The 25,039-nt window shown below is 53.4% G+C and carries 21 protein-coding genes; 15 read left to right on the top strand and 6 right to left on the bottom strand.

Features of this window, described 5'->3' with window-relative positions; genetic code table 11:
* Positions 1-43 precede the first annotated feature (43 nt).
* The 5 genes from gyrB (at position 44) to C1A10_RS08985 (ending at position 7,727) form a co-directional block, all read left to right on the top strand.
* Positions 44-1,975 (top strand): DNA topoisomerase (ATP-hydrolyzing) subunit B, encoded by a 1,932-nt coding sequence (gyrB, locus tag C1A10_RS08965; RefSeq protein ID WP_101909949.1) that lies wholly within the window; start codon positions 44-46, stop codon positions 1,973-1,975.
* A gap of 11 nt (positions 1,976-1,986) precedes the next feature.
* The gene (locus C1A10_RS08970; RefSeq protein ID WP_101909950.1) at positions 1,987-2,574 is read left to right on the top strand and encodes a YcxB family protein; all 588 of its coding nucleotides are present in this window, start codon (positions 1,987-1,989) and stop codon (positions 2,572-2,574) included.
* Complete coding sequence (locus C1A10_RS08975) at positions 2,571-3,131, top strand: hypothetical protein (protein WP_101909951.1); 561 nt, start codon at positions 2,571-2,573, stop codon at positions 3,129-3,131. The genes C1A10_RS08970 and C1A10_RS08975 overlap by 4 nt, the downstream gene beginning before the upstream one ends.
* Before the next feature lie 59 nt (positions 3,132-3,190).
* Positions 3,191-5,749: a DNA gyrase subunit A gene (gene gyrA / locus C1A10_RS08980; protein ID WP_101909952.1), complete on the top strand. Its 2,559-nt coding sequence runs from the start codon at positions 3,191-3,193 to the stop codon at positions 5,747-5,749.
* Between the two features lie 196 nt (positions 5,750-5,945).
* On the top strand, positions 5,946-7,727 hold the full coding sequence (locus C1A10_RS08985; RefSeq protein ID WP_242968893.1) for a Na/Pi cotransporter family protein: 1,782 nt from the start codon (positions 5,946-5,948) through the stop codon (positions 7,725-7,727).
* A gap of 41 nt (positions 7,728-7,768) precedes the next feature.
* Here the strand turns inward: C1A10_RS08985 and C1A10_RS08990 are convergent, their stop codons facing one another.
* The 3 genes from C1A10_RS08990 to C1A10_RS09000 all read right to left on the bottom strand — a co-directional run bounded on the left by C1A10_RS08990 (position 7,769) and on the right by C1A10_RS09000 (position 10,047).
* Entirely contained in the window at positions 7,769-8,740 is a 972-nt protein-coding gene (locus C1A10_RS08990) for a polysaccharide deacetylase family protein (RefSeq protein WP_101909954.1), read from the bottom strand.
* Positions 8,741-8,849: 109 nt separating this feature from the next.
* Entirely contained in the window at positions 8,850-9,455 is a 606-nt protein-coding gene (locus tag C1A10_RS08995) for a class I SAM-dependent methyltransferase (protein WP_101909955.1), read from the bottom strand.
* Positions 9,456-9,495: 40 nt separating this feature from the next.
* Complete coding sequence (locus tag C1A10_RS09000) at positions 9,496-10,047, bottom strand: NUDIX domain-containing protein (protein WP_101909956.1); 552 nt, start codon at positions 10,045-10,047, stop codon at positions 9,496-9,498.
* A 105-nt stretch (positions 10,048-10,152) separates the two neighbouring features.
* Here C1A10_RS09000 and C1A10_RS09005 point away from each other — a divergent pair, with 105 nt between their 5' ends.
* Entirely contained in the window at positions 10,153-11,055 is a 903-nt protein-coding gene (locus C1A10_RS09005; protein WP_101909957.1) for a M14 family metallopeptidase, read from the top strand.
* Between the two features lie 177 nt (positions 11,056-11,232).
* Here the strand turns inward: C1A10_RS09005 and C1A10_RS09010 are convergent, their stop codons facing one another.
* Positions 11,233-12,231: a GGGtGRT protein gene (locus C1A10_RS09010; RefSeq protein ID WP_101909958.1), complete on the bottom strand. Its 999-nt coding sequence runs from the start codon at positions 12,229-12,231 to the stop codon at positions 11,233-11,235.
* Positions 12,232-12,251: 20 nt separating this feature from the next.
* Positions 12,252-12,944, bottom strand: a complete 693-nt coding sequence (locus tag C1A10_RS09015; RefSeq protein ID WP_101909959.1) for an iron-sulfur cluster assembly scaffold protein — start codon at positions 12,942-12,944, stop codon at positions 12,252-12,254.
* Positions 12,945-13,243: 299 nt separating this feature from the next.
* On the opposite strand from C1A10_RS09015, the gene secA reads away from it, so the two are divergent.
* From secA to C1A10_RS09050, 7 genes are all read left to right on the top strand, one after another.
* The gene (gene secA, locus C1A10_RS09020; RefSeq protein WP_101909960.1) at positions 13,244-15,985 is read left to right on the top strand and encodes a preprotein translocase subunit SecA; all 2,742 of its coding nucleotides are present in this window, start codon (positions 13,244-13,246) and stop codon (positions 15,983-15,985) included.
* A gap of 215 nt (positions 15,986-16,200) precedes the next feature.
* Entirely contained in the window at positions 16,201-18,027 is a 1,827-nt protein-coding gene (gene typA, locus C1A10_RS09025) for a translational GTPase TypA (protein ID WP_242968894.1), read from the top strand.
* A 61-nt stretch (positions 18,028-18,088) separates the two neighbouring features.
* Entirely contained in the window at positions 18,089-18,706 is a 618-nt protein-coding gene (locus tag C1A10_RS09030) for a GntR family transcriptional regulator (RefSeq protein ID WP_180951069.1), read from the top strand.
* A 164-nt stretch (positions 18,707-18,870) separates the two neighbouring features.
* Entirely contained in the window at positions 18,871-20,001 is a 1,131-nt protein-coding gene (locus tag C1A10_RS09035; protein WP_101909962.1) for a betaine/proline/choline family ABC transporter ATP-binding protein, read from the top strand.
* Complete coding sequence (locus C1A10_RS09040) at positions 19,998-20,642, top strand: ABC transporter permease (protein WP_101909963.1); 645 nt, start codon at positions 19,998-20,000, stop codon at positions 20,640-20,642. The genes C1A10_RS09035 and C1A10_RS09040 overlap by 4 nt, the downstream gene beginning before the upstream one ends.
* Positions 20,639-21,241, top strand: coding sequence for an ABC transporter permease (locus tag C1A10_RS09045; protein ID WP_101909964.1), 603 nt, complete (start codon positions 20,639-20,641; stop codon positions 21,239-21,241). Before C1A10_RS09040 ends, C1A10_RS09045 begins: the two co-directional genes overlap by 4 nt.
* A gap of 13 nt (positions 21,242-21,254) precedes the next feature.
* The gene (locus C1A10_RS09050) at positions 21,255-22,151 is read left to right on the top strand and encodes a glycine betaine ABC transporter substrate-binding protein (protein WP_101909965.1); all 897 of its coding nucleotides are present in this window, start codon (positions 21,255-21,257) and stop codon (positions 22,149-22,151) included.
* Between the two features lie 59 nt (positions 22,152-22,210).
* On the opposite strand, the gene C1A10_RS09055 is transcribed toward C1A10_RS09050, so the two are convergent.
* Positions 22,211-23,164 (bottom strand): hypothetical protein, encoded by a 954-nt coding sequence (locus C1A10_RS09055; RefSeq protein WP_101909966.1) that lies wholly within the window; start codon positions 23,162-23,164, stop codon positions 22,211-22,213.
* 403 nt (positions 23,165-23,567) lie between these two features.
* Between C1A10_RS09055 and C1A10_RS09060 the strand changes: the two genes are divergently transcribed.
* Entirely contained in the window at positions 23,568-23,879 is a 312-nt protein-coding gene (locus C1A10_RS09060; protein WP_101909967.1) for a hypothetical protein, read from the top strand.
* 5 nt (positions 23,880-23,884) lie between these two features.
* Positions 23,885-24,928, top strand: coding sequence for a V-type ATPase subunit (locus tag C1A10_RS09065; RefSeq protein ID WP_101909968.1), 1,044 nt, complete (start codon positions 23,885-23,887; stop codon positions 24,926-24,928).
* The last annotated feature ends 111 nt before the right edge of the window (positions 24,929-25,039 follow it).

Here is a 25,039-nt window from a genome sequence, read left to right on the forward strand (position 1 = left end):
GCCGGCGGAGCTTTTGAAGATAGCCTAAGAGAGGAGTACAAACGTGGAGAACACACCGCAAATTCAAAATTACGATGAAAATCAAATTCAGGTTCTGGAAGGACTGGAGGCGGTTCGGAAACGACCGGGCATGTATATCGGTTCCACAGGGCCCCGCGGGTTGCACCATCTGGTCTACGAAATCGTGGATAATTCCATCGATGAAGCGCTGGCGGGCCACTGCGATAAAATTACGGTGGAGATTCTGCCCGGCGAAATCATCCGGGTAACGGACGACGGCCGGGGAATTCCGGTTGGCATCCAAAAACAAACCGGCCTGCCGGCTGTTACCGTTGTGTTCACCATCCTGCACGCGGGCGGAAAATTCGGGGGCAGCGGCTATAAAGTTTCCGGCGGTCTGCATGGCGTGGGCGCTTCGGTCGTCAACGCGCTTTCCGAATGGCTGGAGGTAGAAGTCTGCGACGGCAGCCACTGTTATTTCCAGAGGTTTGAACGCGGCAAGGAATGTGAACCTCTGAAAATCATCGACGAAGCAGAATCCACCGGCACGCGGATCACCTTTAAGCCCGATACGGAAATTTTTCAGGAAACGACCGAATTTGATTACGATATACTGCTCACCCGCTTGCGGGAACAGGCATTTTTGAACGCGGGTGTTTATATTGTCCTCAAAGATCTGCGCGGCGCCGAGCCGAAAGAAAATGATCTGCATTACGAGGGCGGTATCCGCAGCTTTGTGGAGCATATTCATCAGCGCAAGGGGCTGGAAACGCTGCATGACGAGGTCATCTATATTTCCTCGCGTGATGGTGACAACACCGCCGAGGTGGCAATGCAGTATAACGACAGCTACAACGAGCTGATCCTTTCTTTCGCAAACAACATCCATACGACCGACGGCGGCACCCATGAGGCGGGCTTCAAGGCGGCGCTGACGCGCGTCTTCAACGATTACTGCCATAAATACAATATCCTGAAGGATACCGAGAAACTGTCCGGAGAGGACGTGCGTGAGGGGCTGACCGCGATTGTCTCAGTCAAGCTCACCGATGCGCAGTTTGAAGGCCAGACAAAAGCCAAGCTGGGCAATACCTCGATGCGCACTTTGGTAGACGGCATGGTCAGCGAAAAGCTGACAACCTATTTTGAAGAGAATCCTGCCGTTGCGCGCGCAATCATGGATAAATCTCTGACGGCTTCCCGCGCACGCGAAGCCGCCCGCAGGGCAAGGGAACTGACCCGCCGCAAGTCGGCGCTGGAAACCGCCGCCCTGCCCGGAAAGCTGGCCGACTGCTCTCAGCAGGGACGCGACGGAACGGAAATTTATATCGTCGAGGGAGATTCCGCAGGCGGCTCCGCGAAAATGGGACGCGACCGGAAATTCCAGGCGATTCTCCCCCTCTGGGGCAAGATGCTCAATGTGGAAAAAGCTCGGCTTGACAAAGTCTACGGCAACGAAAAGCTGATGCCGATTGTCACAGCGCTCGGAACGGGGCTCGGTGATGAGTTTGATCTCAGCAAGCTGCGCTACGGGAAAATCATCATCATGGCCGATGCCGATGTTGACGGCTCCCATATCCGCACGCTGCTGCTCACGTTCTTCTACCGGTTCATGCGCCCATTGGTTGAGGAAGGGCATGTCTGCATCGCGCAGCCGCCGCTCTTTAAAGTGAGTCGCGGTAAGCAGGTGCGCTATGCGTTTTCCGATAAGGAACGCGATCAGTATACCAAAGAACTTTGTCCTGAAGGCAGCGGGAAATGTGATGTCCAGCGCTATAAAGGTCTTGGTGAGATGGACCCCGAGCAGCTTTGGGAAACGACCATGAATCCCGAAAACCGCACCATGATCCGCGTGGAGCTTTCCGACGCGGTCAAGGCTGACGAGACCTTTACCATCCTGATGGGGGATAAGGTTGCCCCGCGCAAGGAGTTTATTGAACAGAACGCGCAGTATGTGCAGAATCTGGATATCTGAGGAGGGACGAAATGGAGGATTTGGAGACTACAGGAAGAAGTTCCCCTCTTTTTTCGCTTACATTCCAAATCCCGCTGGAAGACTATATCCGGTTTCATCTGGTTATCGGTGCGGAAAACGAGAAAAAAGGAAGAAAAAAAACGGTTCTGCTGGGATGGGTGGAATTTGTAATCGGCGTTTTGCTGCTGATTTCCCTGTTTGTCAGCGACACCGAAAGCGGCCTGTTTTTCTATTTTATGATCGCCGTCATGATTCTCATGGGACTTTACAGCATTACCTACTACCGGTTTTTTTACCGGAAATCTCTTGAAAAGGTGTTGGCGAAGCAGCACGCCTCCACCCCTTACCTGCAAAGCGATCTTACAATTGATCTATACGAAGACAAATTAACCGAACATGTGGAGGATAAGCAGGCGGATACACCGTGGAATGCGATCCACGAGATAAAAAGCACTGACGCGCTGTTGCTGCTCATGCTCGATACGAAACGATGCCTGCTGATTCCGAAGAGCCAGCTTTCTCCGGTCGAACTGGAAAAACTAGAAAGCCTGCTGGATGAAGTCAGCGAAAAATACGGAAAGCCGAGGTATGCCGTGTGAACGAGCCGGAAAAGAATGAAGGGGTAACCTTTTCCTTTGACAGCAGCGCGGAGGATTTTTACGAGGCGGCCTGTGCGGTTGACCGCAAAAACCGGTCGGAGACCCGCAGGAATCTTGAAAGCGCCGCGCTTGTGATTGTGTTTTTTATGTATCTTCCTCCACAAAGCCTGCTGCACTGGGCAATGCTGGCGCTCTGCGTGGCAATCGGACTGCTGCTTTGGAAATATCCCGATTATACGAACCGCAAATTTGCCGAGCGTAAAGCGGCCGCTTCGCCGCGCTTTGAAATGACCGTCACAGATGAAAAACTCGAATTCCACGACGGCCAGAGCCGCGAAACCATCCGGTTTGAAGAGGGCGGCGCGGTCTATCATTACCGCGGCGTTCTGGCAGTGAACTGGGATAAAAACCGGCTGGTGGCGATCCCGCTTTCCCGGCTGGACGAAGAAACCGCCGGGAAACTGACTGCCCTTTTGAAAAGTGGCCTTGGAGAACGATATGAAACAGTTTCAGATAAACGAAACGCGGGAGGGCTGTTTTTCCGCAAAAAAAGCTGACGCGCCGGCGCGTTTGCTCTGAACAGACATGACAAGTTTGAATCCAGGAGATGAAGCAGATGAACCGCAAAGAAGATTCGTCCATTAAGGACGAGGCCTTTGATCAGGAATTGATTGAAAAACGCATTCACCATATCGATATTGAGAACGAGATGAAAAAATCCTTTCTCGATTATTCGATGTCGGTCATTGTAAGCCGTGCGCTTCCCGATGTGCGTGACGGGCTGAAACCCGTTCACCGGCGTATCCTGTATACGCTGCATGAAAACGGGCTGACGCCCGATAAGGCTTACCGCAAATGCGCCGATACGGTAGGTTCCGTATTGGGACGCTATCACCCGCACGGAGACGCATCGGTTTATGACGCGATGGTCCGTCTTGCACAGGATTTTTCGATGCGCTATCCGCTTGTGGACGGCCACGGAAACTTCGGCTCGGTAGACGGAGACCCGCCCGCGGCCTATCGATATACCGAAAGCCGCATGAGCAAGATTTCCCTTTCCCTGCTGACAGATATTGATAAAGAAACGGTCGATTTCATGCCCAACTACGACGACCGCCTCCAGGAACCGGTCGTCCTGCCCTGCCGCTACCCCAATCTGCTGGTCAACGGCTCTACAGGCATTGCGGTCGGCATGGCCACCAATATTCCGCCCCACAATCTGGGAGAAGTCATCGACGCGGTGGATCTGCTCATCGATAACCCCGACGCCACCCTTGAAGATCTGATGCAGTTTATTAAGGGGCCGGATTTCCCCACCGGCGGCGTCATTATGGGCCGCAGCGGAATCCGCGCCGCCTATGCGACCGGACGCGCACGCCTGACTCTGCGTGCCAGATCGGAAATTGAGGAGCAGCCCAATGGCCGCCAGCGCATTATCGTCACCGAGATCCCCTATATGGTCAACAAGGCGCGTCTGATTGAAAATATTGCCGATCTCGTTAAGGAAAAGCGAATTGAACAGATATCCGATCTGCGCGACGAATCCGACCGCGACGGCATGCGTATTGTCATTGAGCTCAAACGCGACGCGAACGCGCAGATTGTTCTGAATCAGCTTTATTCCTTCAGCCAGCTGCAGGACACCGTCGGCGTCATCATGCTCGCGCTGGTGAATGGTGTGCCCAAGGTTATGGGGCTTAAAGAAATGCTGGTTCACTATGTTGATTTCCAGGGGGAGATCATCACCCGCAGGACAAAATATGATCTGCGCAAGGTGAAGGAACGGGAACATATCCTGGAAGGGCTCAAGCTCGTCTGTGATAACACTGACGAAGTGATTTCAATCATCCGTAAATCCAAAGACCAGCCGGACGCGAAGGTAAACCTGATCGCCCGCTTTGGTGTCACCGAGCTGCAGGCGTCCGCCATCGTGGCAATGCGTCTGGGACAGCTCTCCGGTCTCGAGCGCATCAAGATTGAAGAGGAACTGGCCGAAATCCTCAAGAAGGTGGCGGAATACGAGGAAATCCTCGGCGATTACAGCAAGGTTATGGCGATCGTAAAAAACGAACTGAAAGAGATTAAAGCCAAATTCTCCGACGAGCGGCGCACGGAAATCGTCTCCGTAAGCGGCGAAGTCGACATCGAGGACCTCATTCCTGTGCAGGACTGTGTCATCACGCTGACCCATTTCGGCTACATCAAGCGCCAGCCTCTGGATGTCTATAAAGCGCAGCGGCGCGGCGGCCGCGGCGTTGCGGGCATGACTCAGCGTGAGGAGGATTTTGTGGAGGAACTGTTCATCTGCTCCACCCACGACTATATTATGTTCTTCACGACGAAAGGGCGTTGTTTCAGGCTCAAGAGCTATGAAATCGCGGAGGGCTCCCGTACATCGCGCGGCACCAATATTGTGAATTTGCTCCAGATGGACCCGGACGAAAAGGTCTCTTCCATGATCAAGGTCTCCTCTTATGACGACGAGCATTATCTGGTTATGGTAACCCGCAAGGGTATCATTAAGCGCACCGAACTGACCGCTTACCGTAATGTCCGCCGGATGGGGCTGATCGCCATCGGGCTGGACGAGGATGACGAGCTTGCGTGGGTGCGTCAGACGGACGGCGGCAGCGAGCTGATCGTTGCCACCAAAAACGGTATGGCCATCCGGTTTTCTGAGCAGGATGCGCGCCCGCTCTCCCGTACGGCGCGCGGCGTAAAGGCAATCACGCTGGACGAGGGCGACGAGGTCGTCGATATGGCCCGCGTACGTCCGGGCGCGACGGTGCTGACTGTCTCCGAAAGCGGCCTGGGCCGCCGCAGTGAGTTGGACCAGTACCGCATTCAGAGCCGCGGGGGCAAGGGTATCCGCAACTATTACACCGATAAAAACGGACCGGTTGCGGGAGTCAAGATGGTCAATGAGGATGACGACATTATCATGATTTCCGATGACGGCGTCATTATCCGGATTCAGGCCGTTGAAATCACCGTCCAGTCCCGTTACGGCGGTGGCGTGCGCGTCATGCGTATCGGCGAGGGAAGCCGCGTAGTTACGTTGGCCCGTGCCCCGAGGGAGGAAACGGAGGACGACTCTGAGGAAAAGCCGGAAAATGATGAGGAAAATGATTCCCAAGTTGTTCCGGAATCCGAAAATCAGGAAGAATCCCTGTAATTTTCAGCCAGGCATAGAAAGGACAGGCAGTCGGAAAAACCATCCGGCTGCCTGTTTTGTTGTTGAAAACCGTCTAATTTCACCAAATCCTGCGGGACATACTATACAAAGAACCCCTCGTAAAGTATAATAAAACCTGTGAATGTAAAAGACATGTCAAGAATGTGAAAAAATTTGATTACGAGTGGTGTTGTAAGTGAGTGTATTTGGGGTAATCAGTATGTTCGGCGGGCTTGCGCTGTTTCTTTACGGTATGGCGCTGCTCGGGACTGGACTGGAACGCGCTTCGGGCGGAAGGCTTGAACAAACGTTGGAAAAGCTGACGGATACCGTGCTGAAAGGAGTACTGCTTGGTGCGCTTGTGACAGCCGCTATCCAGTCTTCTTCAGCTACAACCGTTATTGTAGTAGGGCTTGTGAATGCCAATATGCTAAAGCTGCGCAACGCCATCGGCGTCATTATGGGCGCCAATATCGGAACCACTGTAACCGCCCATATCCTGAGGCTGAGCGGCTCCGAGTCAACCGGATTTTTTATGGCATTTCTCAAACCGGCAACGATCGCCCCGCTGGCGCTGATTGTCGGTGTTTTGCTGTTCCTGTCGTCCAAAACGGACCGCCGGCATGATGTGGGGCAGATTCTGCTTGGCTTCGGCATCCTGTTCACCGGTATGTTCACGATGGAAGCGGCCGTAAAGCCGCTGGCGGCTTCTCCGTCTTTCAGCGCGGCATTCACCGCGTTCGGTGATATTCCGCTGCTTGGTGTTCTGGTGGGCGCGGTAGTCACTGCGGTCATTCAGTCTTCTTCCGCATCTGTGGGCATTCTGCAGGCGCTCACAACGACCGGACAGATCACATTTGCCATGGCCTTTCCGATCATTATGGGCCAGAATATCGGAACCTGCATCACGCCGGTTCTCGCATCGATCGGCGCCTCCAAAAACGCAAAGCGCTCTGCCTGCGTCCATGTGACGTTTAATGTGATCGGGACGATCGTATTTTTCATCGCGGGGTACTCTATTCAGGCCATGTATCCCCTGCCGTTCTGGAATCTGCCGATTGACAAAGGCGGCATTGCAAATTTCCACACGGTGTTCAATGTGGTTGTCACATTGATGTTCATCCCTTTGGCCGGCGTGCTCGAAAAAATTGCCTGTACCATTGTGAAGGACCGCTCCCATGGATCGGAAACGGAAGGAATGGCGCCCTTTACTTTGGATGACCGCCTCCTGGTTTCCCCCGGCCTTGCCGTCGAGCATACCCGCGAGGCGGTGGTACGGATGGGAGAACTGGCGCGGAAAAATTTTATCAGCGCGGTTAGCCTGATGAGAAATTACGACGAAAAGGAATTTGAGCGCATCAACGAAAACGAAGATCTGGTGGACAGGCTGGAGGACAGCGTGGAAACCTACCTGCTTAAGCTGTCCCACCTGGAGCTTTCCGAAAGCGATAACCGTTCGGTTTCGGAATTGCTGCGGACCTGCGGAGAATTTGAGCGCATGTCCGACCATGCGCTCAATGTTGCGGAAAGCGCACAGAAGCTGAAGAAGAGCAAATCGGAATTCTCCAAAAAGGCTGCGGAACAGCTTGGCGCGATCAGTGAGGCAGTCATCGAAATTATGGACCTTGCGATTGACGCTTTTAAAACCCGCAACTTCACGGCGGCGGGCAATATTGAGCCGCTGGAGGAAGTCATCGATGTCATGGAGCAGACCCTCAAAGACCGGCATATCGAGCGTCTCCGCAAAGGTAAGTGCACCGTGGACGCCGCGTTCCCGTTTGTCGAAACCCTGTCCGATCTGGAACGGATCGCCGACCACTGCTCCAACGTGGGCGTTTCGGTGCTGACCTATGACAGCGATCAGAATGTGATCGACCGCCATGACTATGTGCACAAGCTGCATAAGGGGCAGACAGAAAACTATCTGGACAAATATACGGTTTACACCACAAAATATATTTCCCGCATCAAAAAATAAAAAAATAGAAACCCTGTCCGGAAAACCGGACAGGGTTTTTACTATTTTGCGGGAACATAAGGCAGATCAAATTTTGAAATTTCCAATCCCTGATCGCGTATTTTATCGATCAGTTGCCCGAGGATTGTCGCATTGTCGCGGCTTACGGCATGAAGCAGATAGATAGCGCCTTCGTGAATGTACTTGGTGGTCCGGGCAAGCGCTTCCTCCTCGCCGACCTGGTTGTTGGGGTCCCAGTCGGAATAGGCGAAACTCCAGAGCACGGTGGTATAGCCCATCTGCTGTACCATGGCAAGCGTCTGTTCACTGAACGCGCCTTCGGGCGGACGGTAAAGATGCATCTCATAGTCGAAGTGTTCCAGCATATAATCATGCAGGTCGCTGATATCGGATTTCGCTTCCGCAAGGGTTTTCTGGGTGGGGTTCCAATGATGGTTTGTGTGGTTGCCCACGATATGTCCTTCATCAATCATCCGCTGTACGAGTTCCGGCTCCGACTTTACAAACGGCAGTGTGACAAAAAAAACAGCGCTTGCGCCTTTTTCTTTCAGAGTGTCCAGAATCTGCGGCGTGTAGCCGTTTTCATAGCCTTCGTCAAAAGTGAGGTAAAATTTACCGCAGTCTTTCGGAGCGATAAAATATACGCCGTATTTCCCATAAGTATCCTGCAACCCTTCGGCATCCGCAGTGCGATTGGTATCGGGGTCCCGCTGGACGCCCGGCCCCCATTTTACCTGACTTGCGCTATGAGCACCGATTTTGTTAAAATCGGTGCTCATAGTCGGCTTTACGGCGCTTTCAACATCTGATGCGGTATCCTCTAGTTCTTCTTCCAGTTCGGACACCGGCTTCGGCTCCGACGAAGCTGCCGGAGATGCTGCCGGGGAGGCCGCGGGAGAAGCTGCTACGGAGGTAGTGGGAGCGCTGGACGCCCCGGTGTTGCCGGTGTTGGTGCAACCAATCATACCGGTTACAATAGCGAGCGTCAAAACCAAGGTCATAAACGCTTTCATAGGATTCTTCCTTTCACTGTATACTGGAAAGCTAAGATTGTCGATGAAATAAAAATGCTTTATTTCGGAGTTAGTTTGTGCAGTTCAGCTGCGAATAACACAATCTTAGTCAGGAATTATTTTCCATTTTAATCGGAATCCGCGTACCCGATACCACATAAAGCTCGGATGAATCCACTAATGTATCCACATCGAAATAAGGATTCAGGGAGATGGTCAGTGTTTTCGCGGCCGGCAGCGGCATTGTGAGCTGGATCGCATTTGCATCGTGGTTGGAATTGACGGCGCTTCTGCCCTGCGGATGGCAGATGATGGCACGCCCGCCCGGCGCAAGCAGATTGTGCAGCTGGCGGATGATGCTGCCACGATTTTCAAACAGCGGAAATGCGCCGCAGATGATGGCGCAGTCGAACTCCTCTCCGGTAATCTCCATAATATCCGCGCAGCGGAATTCCACGCGCGGGTCGGAGCATTTTTCCTTTGCGGTACGTATCATTTCCGGCGAAAAATCGACGGCCAGAATACGGGACGGGTTTTTTTCCAACAAAAAAGGTTCGAAACTTCCGGTCCCGCTTGCCACATCCAGAATACGGGCGCCCTCTTTTAGATCACAAAGCTCAGCAAAACAGCGGAGCTTTCCGGAATCTGCGGGAAATTCGGCGTCCCAGCGGTCGGCCAACTGGTTGAAATAAGCAATTAAAGAGGGTTTGTCCATATCGTTAAGGTTCCTTTCTTATGAAAAAATCGCAAAGCGTTCACGGGCTGATCCGACCCGCGTCGCGCAGGGTTTTGTATTTGAGGATTCCAAGCTGAGTCTTTGCGTCGGGGATTTTGCCCGCAAGCACCAGTTCCACAGCCTCGGCAACCGGAATTTTCTGAACGGTTAAAAATTCGCCGGGATCAAGATGCTGAGCACCTTCGGTCAGCCCGGCGGCATAAAAAACATGAATGATTTCATTGTCGTAGGCACAGGTGGGATAAAGTATCGCCAGCGGCTCAAAAATGTTTGCTTCGCAGCCGCATTCCTCCAGCAGTTCGCGCCGGCCGCACTGCGCCGGATCCTCCCCTTGTTCGAGTTTTCCGGCCGGAAGCTCCAGAAGTACTTCCCCAAACGGATAGCGGAATTGGGAGACAAACAGGATGTTCTCCTCGCTGTCCACGGCAAGCACCGCAACACCCCCGTTGTGCTCCACAACCTCGCGGAAAGCGGTCCGCCCGTCTTCAAGCTCAACCTTATCGCGTCGGAGATTGAGTATTTTACCCTGATACAGCTGGGTGGATTCCAGTTTTTTTTCATAATGCCGCATTGGAAAAACCTCCTTGCCGATTCATCCCGCCGCGTCCCCGGACGGTAGGGAAATCGCGTATAATCCAAGCTTTCCCCTACATAAACTGGCGTAGAGGTGAAGCGAATGTTTGACGGGTTTTACAAAGAGCCGCCATGCTATGAAAATATGCACCGCGCGGTGTGCGAACTGGGAAACAGGTTCCCGGGGCTTCGCACCTTCCCGATTGGGAAGTCGGTGCTGGGACGAAGCATCTATGCGCTGGGAATCGGCGACCTTTATAGGGGCACGCTTTACGTGGGGGGCGTGCATGGAATGGAATGGCTGACCACACTTCTGCTGTTCCGCTTTATGGAAGATCTTTTGTGCGCAATCGAAAGCGGCGCGCCTTTGGCGGATATTGACATCGGCCGCACACTGGAAAACCGTTCTGTCATTGTTGTGCCCTGCCTGAACCCGGACGGGGTGGAAATTTCGGTGAACGGGGCGGCGTCCGCGCGCCATCTTGCGGACTTTGTTGAAAAAGCAAGCGGCGGCGACACCCTGCACTGGCAGGCGAATGCCAGGGGCATCGACCTCAACCACAACTTCAACGCAGGCTTCGAAAGACTCAAGCAGCTGGAGCGCGAAGCGGGCTACACAGCGCCCGGCCCCACGCGTTACGGCGGTTCAGTGCCGTGCAGTGAGCCGGAAACGCGCGCGCTTTGCAATTTCTGTACGGCGTTCGAGCTGCGGCAGGCGTATGCATTCCATTCACAGGGGGGTGAAATTTATTACCGCTACGGCAGCCATACGCCTGCCCGCTCGCAGCTGATGGCACAGGTTCTCGCGTCCGCATCGGGCTATAAGCTGGCGTCGCCGGATGAAATCGCTTCGCACGGCGGCTTTAAGGACTGGTTCATCGATTGCCTGTGCCGGCCGGCGTTTACCATTGAAATCGGCCGAGGGACCAATCCTCTGCCGGTGGAAGAGCTGGAGCCGATCTATGCACGGCTATTGGAAATGATGCTCATTTCTATTTTACTGTAAAATAGATCAGAAAGCATCTGTAAAAAAAAGGAATTTTCCCGGTTCGTTAGTATTATACCGCTTTTCGCACGAAAATGAAAGCGAAAATTTGTAAATATCATATGCAATCAACAGCACAAAATGAACGGGGACCGTCCCGCAAGAGACAGCCCCCGAAAAACGAAATGAGTACCAAACTTATTTGAGCGCTTCTTCCACAGCAACCGCGCAGGCGACGGTAGCGCCGACCATCGGGTTGTTGCCCATGCCGATGAGGCCCATCATTTCCACATGCGCCGGGACGGAGGACGAGCCGGCGAACTGAGCGTCACCGTGCATTCTGCCCATCGAGTCGGTCAGACCATAGGAAGCGGGACCCGCAGCCACGTTGTCCGGATGCAGGGTACGGCCGGTGCCGCCGCCGGAGGCAACGGAGAAATATTTGACGTCGTTTTCATACGACCACTTCTTGTAAGTGCCGGCAACCAGATGCTGGAAGCGGGTCGGGTTGGTGGAGTTGCCGGTGATGGAAACGTCCACTTTCTCGTGTTTCATGATGGCAACGCCTTCAAGGACGTCGTTGGCACCGTAGCATTTTACCTTGGCACGCTCACCGTCGGAATAGGCGGTTTCGCCCAGAACCTTGAGTTCGCCGGTGGCAAAATCATAATCGGTATTTACATAGGTAAAGCCGTTGATTCTGGAGATGATAAAGGCGGCATCCTTGCCCAGCCCGTTGAGGATGATGCGCAGCGGCTCCTTGCGGGCTTTGTTTGCGTTTCTCGCAATACCGATGGCGCCTTCCGCGGCCGCGAAGGACTCATGTCCGGCGAGGAAGCAGAAGCATTTGGTTTCATCTCTCAGCAGCATGGCGCCGAGGTTGCCGTGGCCGATGCCGACGTTGCGCTGCTCGGCGACAGAGCCGGGGATGCAGAACGCCTGCAGGCCGATACCGATTGCTTCGGAAGCGTCGGCGGCCTTCTTACAGGATTTTTTGATTGCGACAGCGCAGCCGAGGGTGTAAGCCCAAACAGCGTTTTCAAAAGCGATCATCTGAACGCCCTTTACGATTTTTTCGACATCAATGCCCTTTGCAGCACAGATATCTTTTGCGTCTTCGAGAGAAGCAATGCCGTATTCCTTCATACAGGCTTCAATTTTGGGCATTCTTCTTTCCTGTCCTTCAAACTTAACCATGTTGTTACCTCCTTCTCCTCTTATTCTTCACGCGGGTCGATGTACTTCGGCGCGTCGGCGTAGCGGCCGTAGGTGCCGATGTTCTTTTCGTAGGCAGCCGCGGGGTCCACGCCGTGGCGGATGTCCTCAAGCATTTTCCCTACGCGCAGGAATTTATAGCCGATTGTTTCTCCGTTATTGTCTACCGCGACGGAGAGGATGTAGCCTTCGGTCAGTTCCAGGTAGCGAACGCCCTTTGCCTTGGTGGAGAAGATGGTGCCGACCTGCGAGCGCAGGCCTTTTCCGAGGTCCTCGAGCCCCGCGCCGATGGGCAGGCCGCCCTCGGAGAACGCGGTCTGGGTGCGTCCGTAGACAATCTGGAGGAACAGCTCGCGCATAGCGACGTTGATAGCGTCGCAGACGAGGTCGGTGTTGAGCGCCTCCAGGATGGTTTTGCCGGGCAGGATTTCGCCTGCCATGGCGGCGGAATGGGTCATTCCGGAACAGCCGATGGTTTCTACCAGCGCTTCCTCAATGATACCGTTCTTCACGTTCAGGGTCAGCTTACAGGTACCCTGCTGGGGAGCGCACCAGCCCACGCCATGTGTCAGGCCGGAGATATCTTTGATTTCGTAGGCTTTCACCCACTGTCCCTCTTCGGGAATAGGAGCCGGGCCGTGCTTGGGCCCTTTGGAGAGGACACACATTCTCTCCACTTCATGGGAATAATTCATATCGGTACTCCTTTCGGTTTTTTGACGGCAAGGTCAATCTTTATTATATTAGGTCGAATCTGAATTATCAAGGGGCTTGTTTCCGATTTGTTAATCTTTAGACAACAAATTCGCCATAGTTATCAGATGTTTTCTGTATATAATAGTAGAGGCCGGCCGATGCCGCGAAAACTTCACAAAATAAGGATTGACATTGACACAGGCACATTGTAAACTATATAAGTTATAATGTGTTCATTTTCAGATGAGAGTACGTTCTGTCCGGCATAATTGCAGAACGAGTTTTATGAGGTGACAAAATGGGATTGATTCAAAAAATCTTCGGGACCTATTCCGAACGGGAGCTGAAACGCGTTTACCCCATTCAGAAGAAAGTGCTGGAACTTGAAGAAAAATACCGGGCGATGACCGATCAGGAGCTGAAGGCCTGCACACCCGCTCTGAAAGAGCGTCTTGCCGCCGGGGAAACACTCGATGATATTCTGCCGGACGCTTTTGCAGCCTGCCGCGAGGCGGCTGACCGTGTGCTTGGGATGCGCCACTTCCCGGTGCAGATCATCGGCGGCATCGTGCTGCATCAGGGTCGTATCTCCGAGATGCGTACCGGCGAAGGTAAAACGCTGGTGGCGACTCTGCCCGCCTATCTGAACGCGCTGACAGGAAAAGGTGTCCACATTGTCACCGTGAACGACTATCTGGCAAAGCGCGACTCCGAGTGGATGGGAAAAGTATACCGCTTCATGGGACTTTCCGTGGGGCTGATTGTCCATGGGCTGGACAACACCCAGCGCCGCGCGGCCTATAACTGCGATATTACCTACGGAACCAACAATGAATACGGATTTGATTACCTGCGCGACAATATGGTCATCTATAAGGCGGACAAGGTGCAGCGCGGGCACAATTATGCCATCGTCGACGAAGTGGACTCCATCCTCATCGATGAGGCAAGAACTCCGCTGATTATCTCCGGGCAGGGCGATAAATCTACCGACCTGTATGAAAAGGCAAACCAGCTTGCCAAAGGCCTGAAATGCTTCCGCGTGACTGAAAAAGACAACAAAGTCGAAAACGACGACGTGGACGGCGATTACATCGTTGACGAAAAGGCCAAAACCGTAACCCTCACCAAAACCGGCGTGGAAAAGGCGGAACAGTTCTTCGGGCTGGACTGCCTCACCGACGGCGATAATATGACCATTCAGCATCACGTCAATCAGGCGATCCGCGCACATGGAATCATGCAGCGCGATGTGGACTATGTGGTGAAAGACGGCGAGGTTATCATTGTCGATGAATTCACCGGGCGCCTTATGCTCGGCCGCCGCTATAACGAAGGCCTGCATCAGGCCATCGAGGCGAAAGAGGGCGTCAAGGTGGAGCGCGAGAGCAAAACCCTCGCCACCATTACTTTCCAGAACTTCTTCCGCATGTACGATAAACTCGCCGGTATGACGGGTACCGCTCAGACCGAAGCGGACGAGTTTATGGAAATTTATAAGCTTGACGTGGTCGAAATCCCCACCAACAAACCAATCGCCAGAAATGACCATCCGGATGTGGTTTATAAGATCGAGGCAGCCAAATTTGACGCGGTCATCAACAATATTATTGAATGCCATAAAAAAGGGCAGCCGGTACTAGTCGGCACTATTTCGATTGAGAAATCCGAGCTGCTTTCCAAGATGCTTTCCCGGCACGGCATCAAACATGAGGTGCTCAACGCGAAGTATCATGAGAAGGAAGCGGAGATTGTCGCGCAGGCGGGCAAATACAGCGCCGTCACCATCGCGACCAACATGGCCGGACGCGGCACCGATATCGTGCTCGGCGGTAACGCGGAGTATCTTGCCAAGGCTGACCTGCGCAAAGCCGGCTATGAGGACGAAATCATCGCGGAGGCCACCGGATTTGCCGATACCGATAATCAGGTCATCAATGACGCGCGCCAGCTTTATACCGAGCTGATGCAGCGCTATAAGAAAGAATCCGATACCGAGGCCGAAAAAGTCCGCGAGGCAGGCGGCCTGTTCATCATTGGTACCGAGCGGCATGAATCCCGCCGTATCGACAACCAGCTTCGCGGACGCGCCGGCCGTCAGGGCGACCCGGGCGAAACCCGCTTTTTCATGTCGCTGGAGGATGACCTCATGAGGCTGTTCGGCGGCGAGCGCATCCAGAATATGATGAACGCCATCGGTGCGGAGGATGATATGCCCATCGAGGCGAAGATCCTCACGAACTCCATCCAGAGCGCCCAGATGAAGGTGGAGGCCCGCAACTTCGGCATCCGCAAAAACGTGCTCCAGTTCGATGACGTTATGAACCGCCAGCGCGAAATCATCTATTCCCAGCGCTCCAAGGTACTTGACGGCGAGGATATCAGCGAAGTGATCAAGGGCATGGTCAAGGAAACCATTGACAGCACGGTTGACCGCTATCTGGTTGACAAGGAAGTGCATGACAACTGGAACCTCGAGGGCCTGCGCGATTACTTCCTCGGCTGGCTCACCACCTCCGATGACCTGCGCTATGATACCCAGCGGCTCGGCGAAATCACCGACCAGGAAATCAAGGATATGCTCAATGAGCGCGCCATGAAGCTCTACGCCATGCGTGAAAAACAGTTCACCCCTCCCATCATGCGTGAAATCGAGCGCGTGGTGCTGCTGCGGATTGTGGATACCAAGTGGATGCAGCATATAGACGACATGGAGGAACTCAAGCGCGGCATGTATCTGCGCAGCTACGCGCAGAAGGACCCTGTGGTGGAATACCGTATCGAGGGCTTCGACATGTTCGACGCGATGATTGAATCCATCCGTGAGGATACCGTGAAGCTGATGTTCACCATCCAGCTGCGCACCAATGAGGAACCAAAGCGCGAGCAGGTCGCCAAGCCCACGCAGGAAGCGGGCGGCAGTGACGGCAGCCTGGAGCAGAGGCCTGCCAAGCGCAGCATTACAAAAGTGGGGCGCAATGACCCCTGCCCCTGCGGAAGCGGCAAGAAATATAAGAAATGCTGCGGGCGTGACGAATAAAGCGTAAAAACCGATAAAAAAAGCCGCTTACGGGCGGCTTTTTTGTCGCCGTCCTGCATTTGCCAGTGGATTTTTCATGTTTTTAGGGAAGTCTTTAGGGAAACTAAACAAAAACGAGGAATCTTTATTGACAGGATAACGGTGAATGGGTATTATATTCTAGTGTGAATAGAGAAACTTTTAGCCGTAAACGCGGCAGATTGGAAGATTACCATATGAAGATCAAACGCGACGACCTTAGAAACGTAGCAATTATCGCCCATGTTGACCACGGCAAGACTACCCTTGTGGACGGCATGCTCAAGCAGAGCGGAACCTTCCGCGAAAATCAGGCGGTGCAGGAGCGTGTCATGGATTCCAATGACATCGAACGCGAGCGCGGCATCACCATTCTTGCAAAGAATGCATCCGCCGAATATAACGGTATTAAGATCAATATTGTCGACACCCCGGGACACGCGGACTTCGGCGGCGAAGTGGAACGTGTGCTGAAGATGGTGGACGGCGTGCTGCTGCTTGTCGACGCGGCGGAGGGTCCGATGCCCCAGACCCGCTTTGTGCTGAGCAAGGCGCTTGACCTTGACCTTGGGGTCATTATCGTCATCAATAAAATCGACCGTCCCGACGCCCGCGTCTATGAGGTCGTGGACGAGGTGCTGGAGCTGCTGATGGATCTGGGCGCCTCCGACGAACAGCTTGACAGCCCGATGGTGTTCTGCTCCGGCAGAGCGGGCACCGCCTCCTATTCCCCGGAGGTTGCGGGAACAGACCTCAAACCGCTGATGGATACGATTGTCAATTATATTACACCGCCTGAAGGCGACCCGGACGATGCCACCGCTGTGCTGGTCTCCTCCATTGACTATAACGACTATGTCGGGCGCATTGCGGTCGGCCGGATTGAACGCGGCACGCTGAAAGTCAACGAGCCGGTTTCCATCTGCGACTATCACGACCACGAGCTTTCCAAATCCGGGAAAATCACCGCGATTTACCAGTTTACCGGCGTCGGCCGCACACAGGTGCAGTCCGCGACGGTGGGCGATATTGTCATGTTCTCGGGAATCGAGGACATCAATATCGGAAACACGGTCTGTGCCGCAGGGACCCACCAGCCGATACCGTTTGTGAAAATTTCCGAACCGACTGTTGAAATGACCTTCTCGGTTAATAACAGCCCGTTTGCCGGGCGCGAGGGCAAATTTGTCACCACCCGCCAGATCCGCGACCGCCTGAACCGCGAACTGCTGCGCGATGTTTCGCTGCGGGTTTCCGACGGTGAAACCGCCGACTCCTTCCGTGTCTGCGGGCGCGGCGAGATGCACCTCTCCATCCTGATTGAAAACATGCGCCGCGAGGGCTTCGAATTCCAGGTGAGCACCCCGAAAGTGCTCTATAAAACCATCGACGGCCAGCTTTGCGAACCGTTTGAGGAGCTGACTGTGGACGTTCCGGCTGAATGCTCCGGTTCCGTCATGGAGAAAATGGGCGTGCGCAAGGGCGAGCTGCAGAGCATGACTCCTGTCGGCAGCCGCATGAAAATGGTATTTATTGTTCCCGAACGCGGGCTGTTCGGATATAAAAGTGACTTTTTAACCGATACTAAGGGTGAAGGCATCATGAACACCCTGTTCCATGATTACCTGCCCTACAAAGGCGATATTGAGCGCCGCACCAACGGTTCCCTCATCGCGTTTGAAACCGGGGAGACCATTACTTACGGGCTTTATAACGCTCAGGAACGCGGAACGCTGTTCCTCGGCGCGGGCGAGCCGGTCTATGCCGGACAGGTTGTGGGCATGTCCCCGAAAAATGAAGATATCGCCGTCAATGTCTGCAAGCGCAAGCAGCTCACCAATACCCGCGCGTCCGGTTCGGATGACGCGCTGCGCCTGATTCCGCCCCGCCGCTTCTCGCTTGAGGAGTCGCTGGAATTTATCGGCGACGACGAACTGCTGGAGGTTACCCCCAAGACCATCCGTATCCGCAAACGCATCCTCGACCACGCGATGCGTATGCGCGAGCAGATGAAAAACCGCTGATACTCAGCAATCCGACAGCTTGGGAACCGTCGGAAGAATGTAACGTTTGGAGTTGTGTTTGTTGGCTAATCCGATTGTGCCGCCGGTTTATTCCCAGATCGCGCTGGATATTGCTCTGCGCATCGCGCGCGGGGATCTTCAGGAAAATACAAAGGTGTACGGCCGGTCGGTCATGGCTTCGGAATATGGGGTCTCCCCCGAAACTATCCGCCGGTCGATGAAGCTGCTGGAGGACATGGAGGTCGTCGAGGTTCGGCAGAACAGCGGCGCGGTGGTCCTCTCGGCGGACAAGGCGCGTGCCTATGTGGAGAAGTTCGGCGAGCAGAATGATATCCGTGCGCGCCAGAAGAGCCTCGGGGAACTGCTGGAGCGCCAGCAGGAGATCAGCCGCGAAATCAGTGAGGTTGCCGGCTCGATTGTCCGCATCAATGAAAAATTCATGCAGACCAACCCGTTCCACAACTATGAAGCAAAGATTCCAGACGATTCCCCTTTGATCGGGCAGACGCTGGGCGAACTCAAGTTTTGGCAGCAGACCGCCGCGACGGTTATCGCCATCCGGCGCGGCGAAAGGATCATCCTGTCGCCGGGGCCGTACGCCGCCTTGTTTGCGGGCGATATCCTGGTCTTTGTAGGAGATCTGAAAAGTGTTTCCGCTGTCAGTGAATTCATCGGGTAACCAGAAAAATAAATGAAAAAAACCATCCGCTTTGAACAATCGGCGGATGGTTTTTTTGTCGTATTTTCACGAATATTTGACAACTGACAACTTGAATGATATAATTGAGTTGTTATTTTGCCCGTTTGTGTGATACTTTATACATTCTGAGAAAGGAGAATTTGATGATACAATTCAAAAATATTACGAAAAGCTATGGCCGCAACGTGATTCTTGATAATCTGAACTTTACCATTAAAGACGGAGAATTTGTTGTCCTGATCGGACCAAGCGGATGCGGAAAGACAACGACTTTAAAAACGATCAACCGGCTCATCGAACCGGACAAAGGTGAAATCGAAATAGACGGCAAAAATATCGCGGCGCAGAATCCTGTGGAATTACGGCGCACCATCGGTTATGTCATCCAGCAGATTGGCCTGTTCCCCAACATGACTGTGGAGCAGAATATCGCGGTGGTGCCCAAGCTGCTGAAATATCCCAAGGAGAAATGGCAGCAGACGGTGCGGGACCTGCTCGCGCTGGTCGATATGCCCTATGAAGCCAACGCGCACAAATACCCCTCGGAGCTCTCAGGGGGCCAGCAGCAAAGAATCGGTGTTCTGCGCGCGCTTGCCGCTTCCCCGCCGATTGTGCTGATGGATGAGCCGTTCGGCGCGCTTGACCCGATCACCCGCGACTCGCTTCAGGAGGAGGTCAAGCGGATTCAGAAAAAACTGAAAAAGACGATTGTCTTTGTTACGCATGACATGGAGGAGGCGCTGCGCATGGCGGACACCATTGTGTTCATGAATCAGGGCAAAGTGGTTCAAATGGCCTCCCCGGAGGAGATGCTCCGCAATCCCGCCGACCCGATGATCAAGAGCTTTATGGGAAGGCATATGGACAGCAGCGGCGGCACGCCGGTGAAGATGCTGGCGGAGGAATTCATGCGCACGAAGGTGCTGAAGGTCCCCAAAACCAGCCACACGCTGGAGTGCATCGACATGATGATGCGCCGCGACGTCAACTCGTGTATTGTATTGAATGAGGATGACACCTACGCGGGAACAGTTTCGATTGAAACCATTAAAACGCAGGGTAAGGCCGGGCGCGAAATCGGCGAACTGACATCGAACGATGTCACAACAATTCATCGCAAGGACGACGCGCACGATGCGTTTGATCAGTTGCTAGCTTCTTCTTTTAATTATCTCGTGGTGCTCAACGACGACAACACCGTTGCCGGATTGATTACCCGAACCAGCATGGCAAAGGCGATGGGAGAAGCGCTTTGGGGGGAACTGCCGTCATGAGTATGATGCAGTTTATCACCCAAAACTACGACAGCCTGGTGGACAGCCTGCTGCGGCATATCATGCTGGTCGCGGTTTCCGTTGGGATCGGCGTGGTGGTTTCAATACCGCTGGGCATCTTCCTGACACGGCATAAACGCCTTGCCGCTCCGGTGCTTGCATTTGCGGGTACCATTCAGACCATTCCCGGCCTTGTCATGCTGGGGTTTGCGCTTTTGCTGTTCGGAATCGGGGAACTGCCTGCGCTGGTGGTGCTTTCCCTCTATGCGATCCTGCCAATCCTGCGCAATACCTATACCGGAATCATTGGCGTGGAGGACGGCTATATTGAAGCGGCCCGCGGAATCGGCATGACCAACCTGCAGGTTCTTTTCCAGGTGGAACTTCCGCTGTCGATGCCGTCGATTGTCAGCGGCATCCGGATTTCTGCCGTTTACATCGTAAGCTGGGCCACCCTCGCGGGTCTGATCGGCGCGGGCGGTCTGGGCGACCTCATCTGGACCGGCCTTTCCACCTATAACACCGGGTATATTCTGGCGGGCGCAATCCCCTCCGCAATTCTTGCGTTTATCATCAGCGGCGCAATGGGGCTTTTGCAGAGAGCGATCACGCCGCGTGGCTTAAAGGGGGGACACGCATGAGTACACTGATGCCATTAATTGTTGAGCATATGCTGATTGTAGCAATCGCTACGGTGATATCCGCGGTACTGGGGGTCGGGCTTGGCGTGGCAGCCTACTGGCTGCGCTATTTGGATTCCGTTATCCTCTGGGTGGCGGAAACCATTCAGACCATCCCCTCGCTTGCGCTGCTGGCGATGCTGATGATTGTGTTCGGGCTTGGCAATACGACGCTGATCGTGGGGCTGACGCTTTACGCGCTGCTGCCGATCGTCCGAAACACCCATACAGGGCTATCCTCTGTGCCGGCCTATCTTAAGGACGCGGCCCGCGGCATGGGCATGTCCAAAATGCAGCGGCTGTTTAAGGTGGAACTGCCGCTTGCGTTCCCGCTTATATTTTCGGGGATCAAAATCGCGGTAGTTAATTCGCTTTCCATTGCGGTCATGGGTGTTCTGATTGGTGCGGGCGGGCTTGGCTACCCGATTTACCGCGGCATTCAGACACGAAATTTTGAAAGGATTATCACAGGCGCCGTGCCTGTAGTCTTAATGGCGTTGCTGTTTGATTATGGAATGACCAAAATGGAGCAGCGTTTGGTGAAAAAATCGACAAAGTAAAAGGAGGTAACTAATGAAACACACAAAAAGAATAACCGGGCTGATTCTGGCCCTGTCCCTGGCTTCGGTCAGCCTGCTTGCAGGCTGCTCGGGGGGAAAATCCGTGACCATTGGATCGAAGGATTTTGGTGAGAATATTGTTATCGGAGAGATGATGGCACAGCTTGTTGAGGCCAAAACAGACCTGAAAGTCAACCGCAAGCTGAATATGGGCGGTACCTTTGTCTGCTTTGAAGCGATTAAAAACGGTGATATTGATATCTATCCGGAATATACCGGAACGGGGCTGACGGCCCAGCTGAAACGGGATGTGATTTCCGATCCCGATGAGGTTTATCAGATCGTGTCAGAGGAATTTGACAAGCAGTTTGGCGTGAAATGGTTGGAACCGTTGGGCTTCAACAACACCTATACCCTTGCGGTAACCGATCAGGTCTATCAGGAATACGGTGTAGAAACCTTTAGCGACCTCGCCAAGGTATCCGAAAACCTCGTGTTCGGCGCCGACCATGAATTCTTCAATCGTCAGGACGGTTACGACGGCCTTGTGGAAACCTACGGGTTGGAGTTCAAAGGGGACCCCAAAAAGATGAATGTCGCGCTGAAGTATCAGGCAATCGGAAGTGGGGACATGGATGTTACCGATGCGTACGCAACCGACGGTCCCATTAAGCAGTATAATCTCAAGGTGCTGACGGACGATCAGAAGTTCTTCCCGCCTTATTACGCGGCGCCGATCATCCGGAACGAGACGCTGGAAAAGTATCCCGAACTGGAGGACGTTCTGAACAGCCTGGCAGGCAAAATCGATGACGCGGCCATGACCGAACTCAACTATAATATCGATGTTGAGGGACAGGACGTGGAAACAGTAGCGAAAGAATTCCTCAAAGGGAACGGCCTGCTCTAAACAAAAAAGCAAATAAAAACCCGCCCGGCCATTTGGCCGGGCGGGTTCTCACGTGACGATTAATAATCCCAGTAGCTGTCGGGCATTTCTTTGGTCAAACGAGATTCCAAATTATCTTTATTTGCTTTATCAGGCAAGTCACTTTCCTTATACCATTTACCTTCAAATTCGTACTGCGTATACTTTTCGATCCAGTTAGCGCGCTTTTTCTCATATTTTTCTTCCAGGCGGTCTTCCTTATCGTTCTGCGCGTCGGTGGAAAGGGCGCGTATACCGTAGCTGCCGTCATAGAGGTAGAAGTTATCCCAGCAGATCACGTCCGGGCGTTCGAAGTTGTAAGCGCTCAGGGACGCATAGGACGGATAGACGTCGGTGGTGGAAAGCGTGCAGTTGCCCAGCTTCTTCTCATCCACATAGTAGGAAATCACGCCGTTGGTGGCTTTGATGAACAGGCTGTGCTCGCCATCCTCTACGATAAAGTCCTCCTGCTCGTCGTCCCCGTTGATAAATTTGTTGCCCATACCCCAGCCGGTGTTGGCTTTCGGGTTGTAGAACTTGAAATAAGAGGCGCTGCTTCCGCCCTTCACCAAAGCGAGAGCCGGAGAGTCCTTGATCGGATTGCCGTCGCCGTCGACCAGATCGATGCGGAATTCGGCACGTTTACGGTTGCTGCTGGAGTTAAACCAGGTGTCGTCAATATCCAGCTTTACAACGGCGGTCCAGGTGGTACTGGAAGTCTGGCCCAGCTTGAGCTTTTTACCCTGCTGTGCGTAATATTTGCTCTTTCTGTCGGCGGGACGGTATTTGTAATAGCCCGATTTGCCGAGCGCAAGATAGAGCTTACCGTCTGAAATGTCGAACTCCTCAGGGTCGTAACGGTCGGTGACCCAGTTGCCGCTTTTGGAAGCGGAGGAGAAGCTGTCGCCTGTAATGATTGCGACTGCCGAGGCGGGTACGGAAAGAACCGTGACCAGCGTCAGCAGGAGGCTGGCAGCGCCGAGTAGTTTTTTCATAATGGAAATTCCTCCCTCACTGTGACCGCCGGGGCGGCGATCTTTATATTTTTAATACTATCAGTATACCAATAGAGAACTGTAAAATCAAGGATCAGGAGGAAAGTTTGTCAAAAAAACACTGCCAATTTATTCTTAAAAGGAATTCATGCGCAGTTCTGATCGAATTTGCTAATAATATGTGCAAGTACGACAAATCCAGGATTATATTTTATTAAAATTGGTAGGTCGCCACAGATTTTTAAGATTTTTTAAGGTTTTATTTAAAATTCCTTGCAATCGCGGATAAATAAGAATAAACTGTAAACCGATAAAATCGGGGCAATAGCTCCTTTTTTGTTCGATGATACTCCTGGTGGGTGTTCTTATCCGAAACACCGACCGGTCAGAAAGGGATGATAGTATGGAGAAAATCATCAGCAAACTGGTCGAGTTTGATCACGCCGGCCAGAAGATCGTTCATGAGGCCGAAGAGCAGAAACGCTATACGCTTGCGCACATGAACGATTACAAAAAACAGATGTCCGACCAGTACCGGCAGCGTTCGGACCATCGCATCGAGTTCTTCCGTCAGCAGGCGCAGACTGACACCGAGGAACAGCGTGAGCAGCTTCGCCGTGAATATGACGCCAAAATGGAAAAGCTGAGGCTGCACTTTCAGGAAAAGGGCGACAGCTGGGTTCATGAGGTCGTTGGCCGCTGCATAGGCGGGTGAGCGGCATGGCAAACTATGCGAACGCGGTGATTGCGAAAACGCGCGCCATGTTCGGGCAGATGCTGTCTCCTGTGCAATATGACGAGCTGCTGCGCAAACAGAGCATTCAGGAGATTTCGGCTTATCTCAAGGAAAAAACGACCTACCGCTCCGCGCTGGCGGGCGTTCAGGACAGTGAAGTCCACCGCGGCCAGCTTGAGATGCTGCTTCATAAGGACGTTCTTTACCAGTATGTCCGGCTGGTCAAATATGTCCGCGCCAAGGACAGCGTCTACGAGTATATTATCATGGATATGGAGATTGAAACAATTCTCTCCCGTCTTCGTGATCTGATTTCTTCCCGTGAGGAGGACGATTATATCACATCGCTCCCCTCATTTATCCAGCCCTATGTCAGCTTCAACATTTTCGAAATGGCGCATGTCGACAGTGTGGAACAGATGGCAGAATTCCTGAAGAACACCCCTTACGGGCCGGTGATCCGTGCTTGCAAGGAACGGCTGGACAATCAGGACGGGCGCATCGACTATACCGCCTATGAAATGGCGCTTCGCAACTATTATTTCAACACCCTGCTCGAGAGGGCGCAGAAAAATGAGTCGGGCGCCGCGCGTGACCAGCTTCGCGAGCTGATCACCATGCGGGCGGAAACGATGAATCTCAACACAATTTACCGCATGAAGGCCTATTTCGGTGCACAGCCGGAACAGATACGGGCGGTGATCCTGCCTTTTCGCTGCAAGCTGTCCCGCCGGGAACTGGATGCACTGATTGAGGCACGGGATGAGCAGGCGTTTCGCAAGGGGCTGTCCGGAACCATTTACGGGAAGCATCTTCCGGAAGATGCAAGATTCCTCGAAAATGAGACAGACAATATGCGCTATCGTCTCGACCTTCGCATGCTGCGGTTTTCCACCGATCCACAGGTAGTGTTTATGGCGTTTATGCTGCTTCGCGGAATGGAGACGGAAAACATTGTACGAATTATTGAAGGTGTGCGGTATCAGCGTTCCCCGGAGAAAATACAGCAGCTTCTCTATCGGGCCTGACGGCTGCCCCCTCAACGGAGCGGGGGCAGCTGCGAAAACCGTGTGCGGCACACCGCCGGCGGCTGTAGGCGCACGGGCAGGCCGGACATCAAAAAATTAGCCGCTGGAGAA

This window comes from Marasmitruncus massiliensis, assembly GCF_900186535.1.
Classification (GTDB): Bacteria; Bacillota; Clostridia; order Oscillospirales; family Ruminococcaceae; genus Anaerotruncus; species Anaerotruncus massiliensis_A.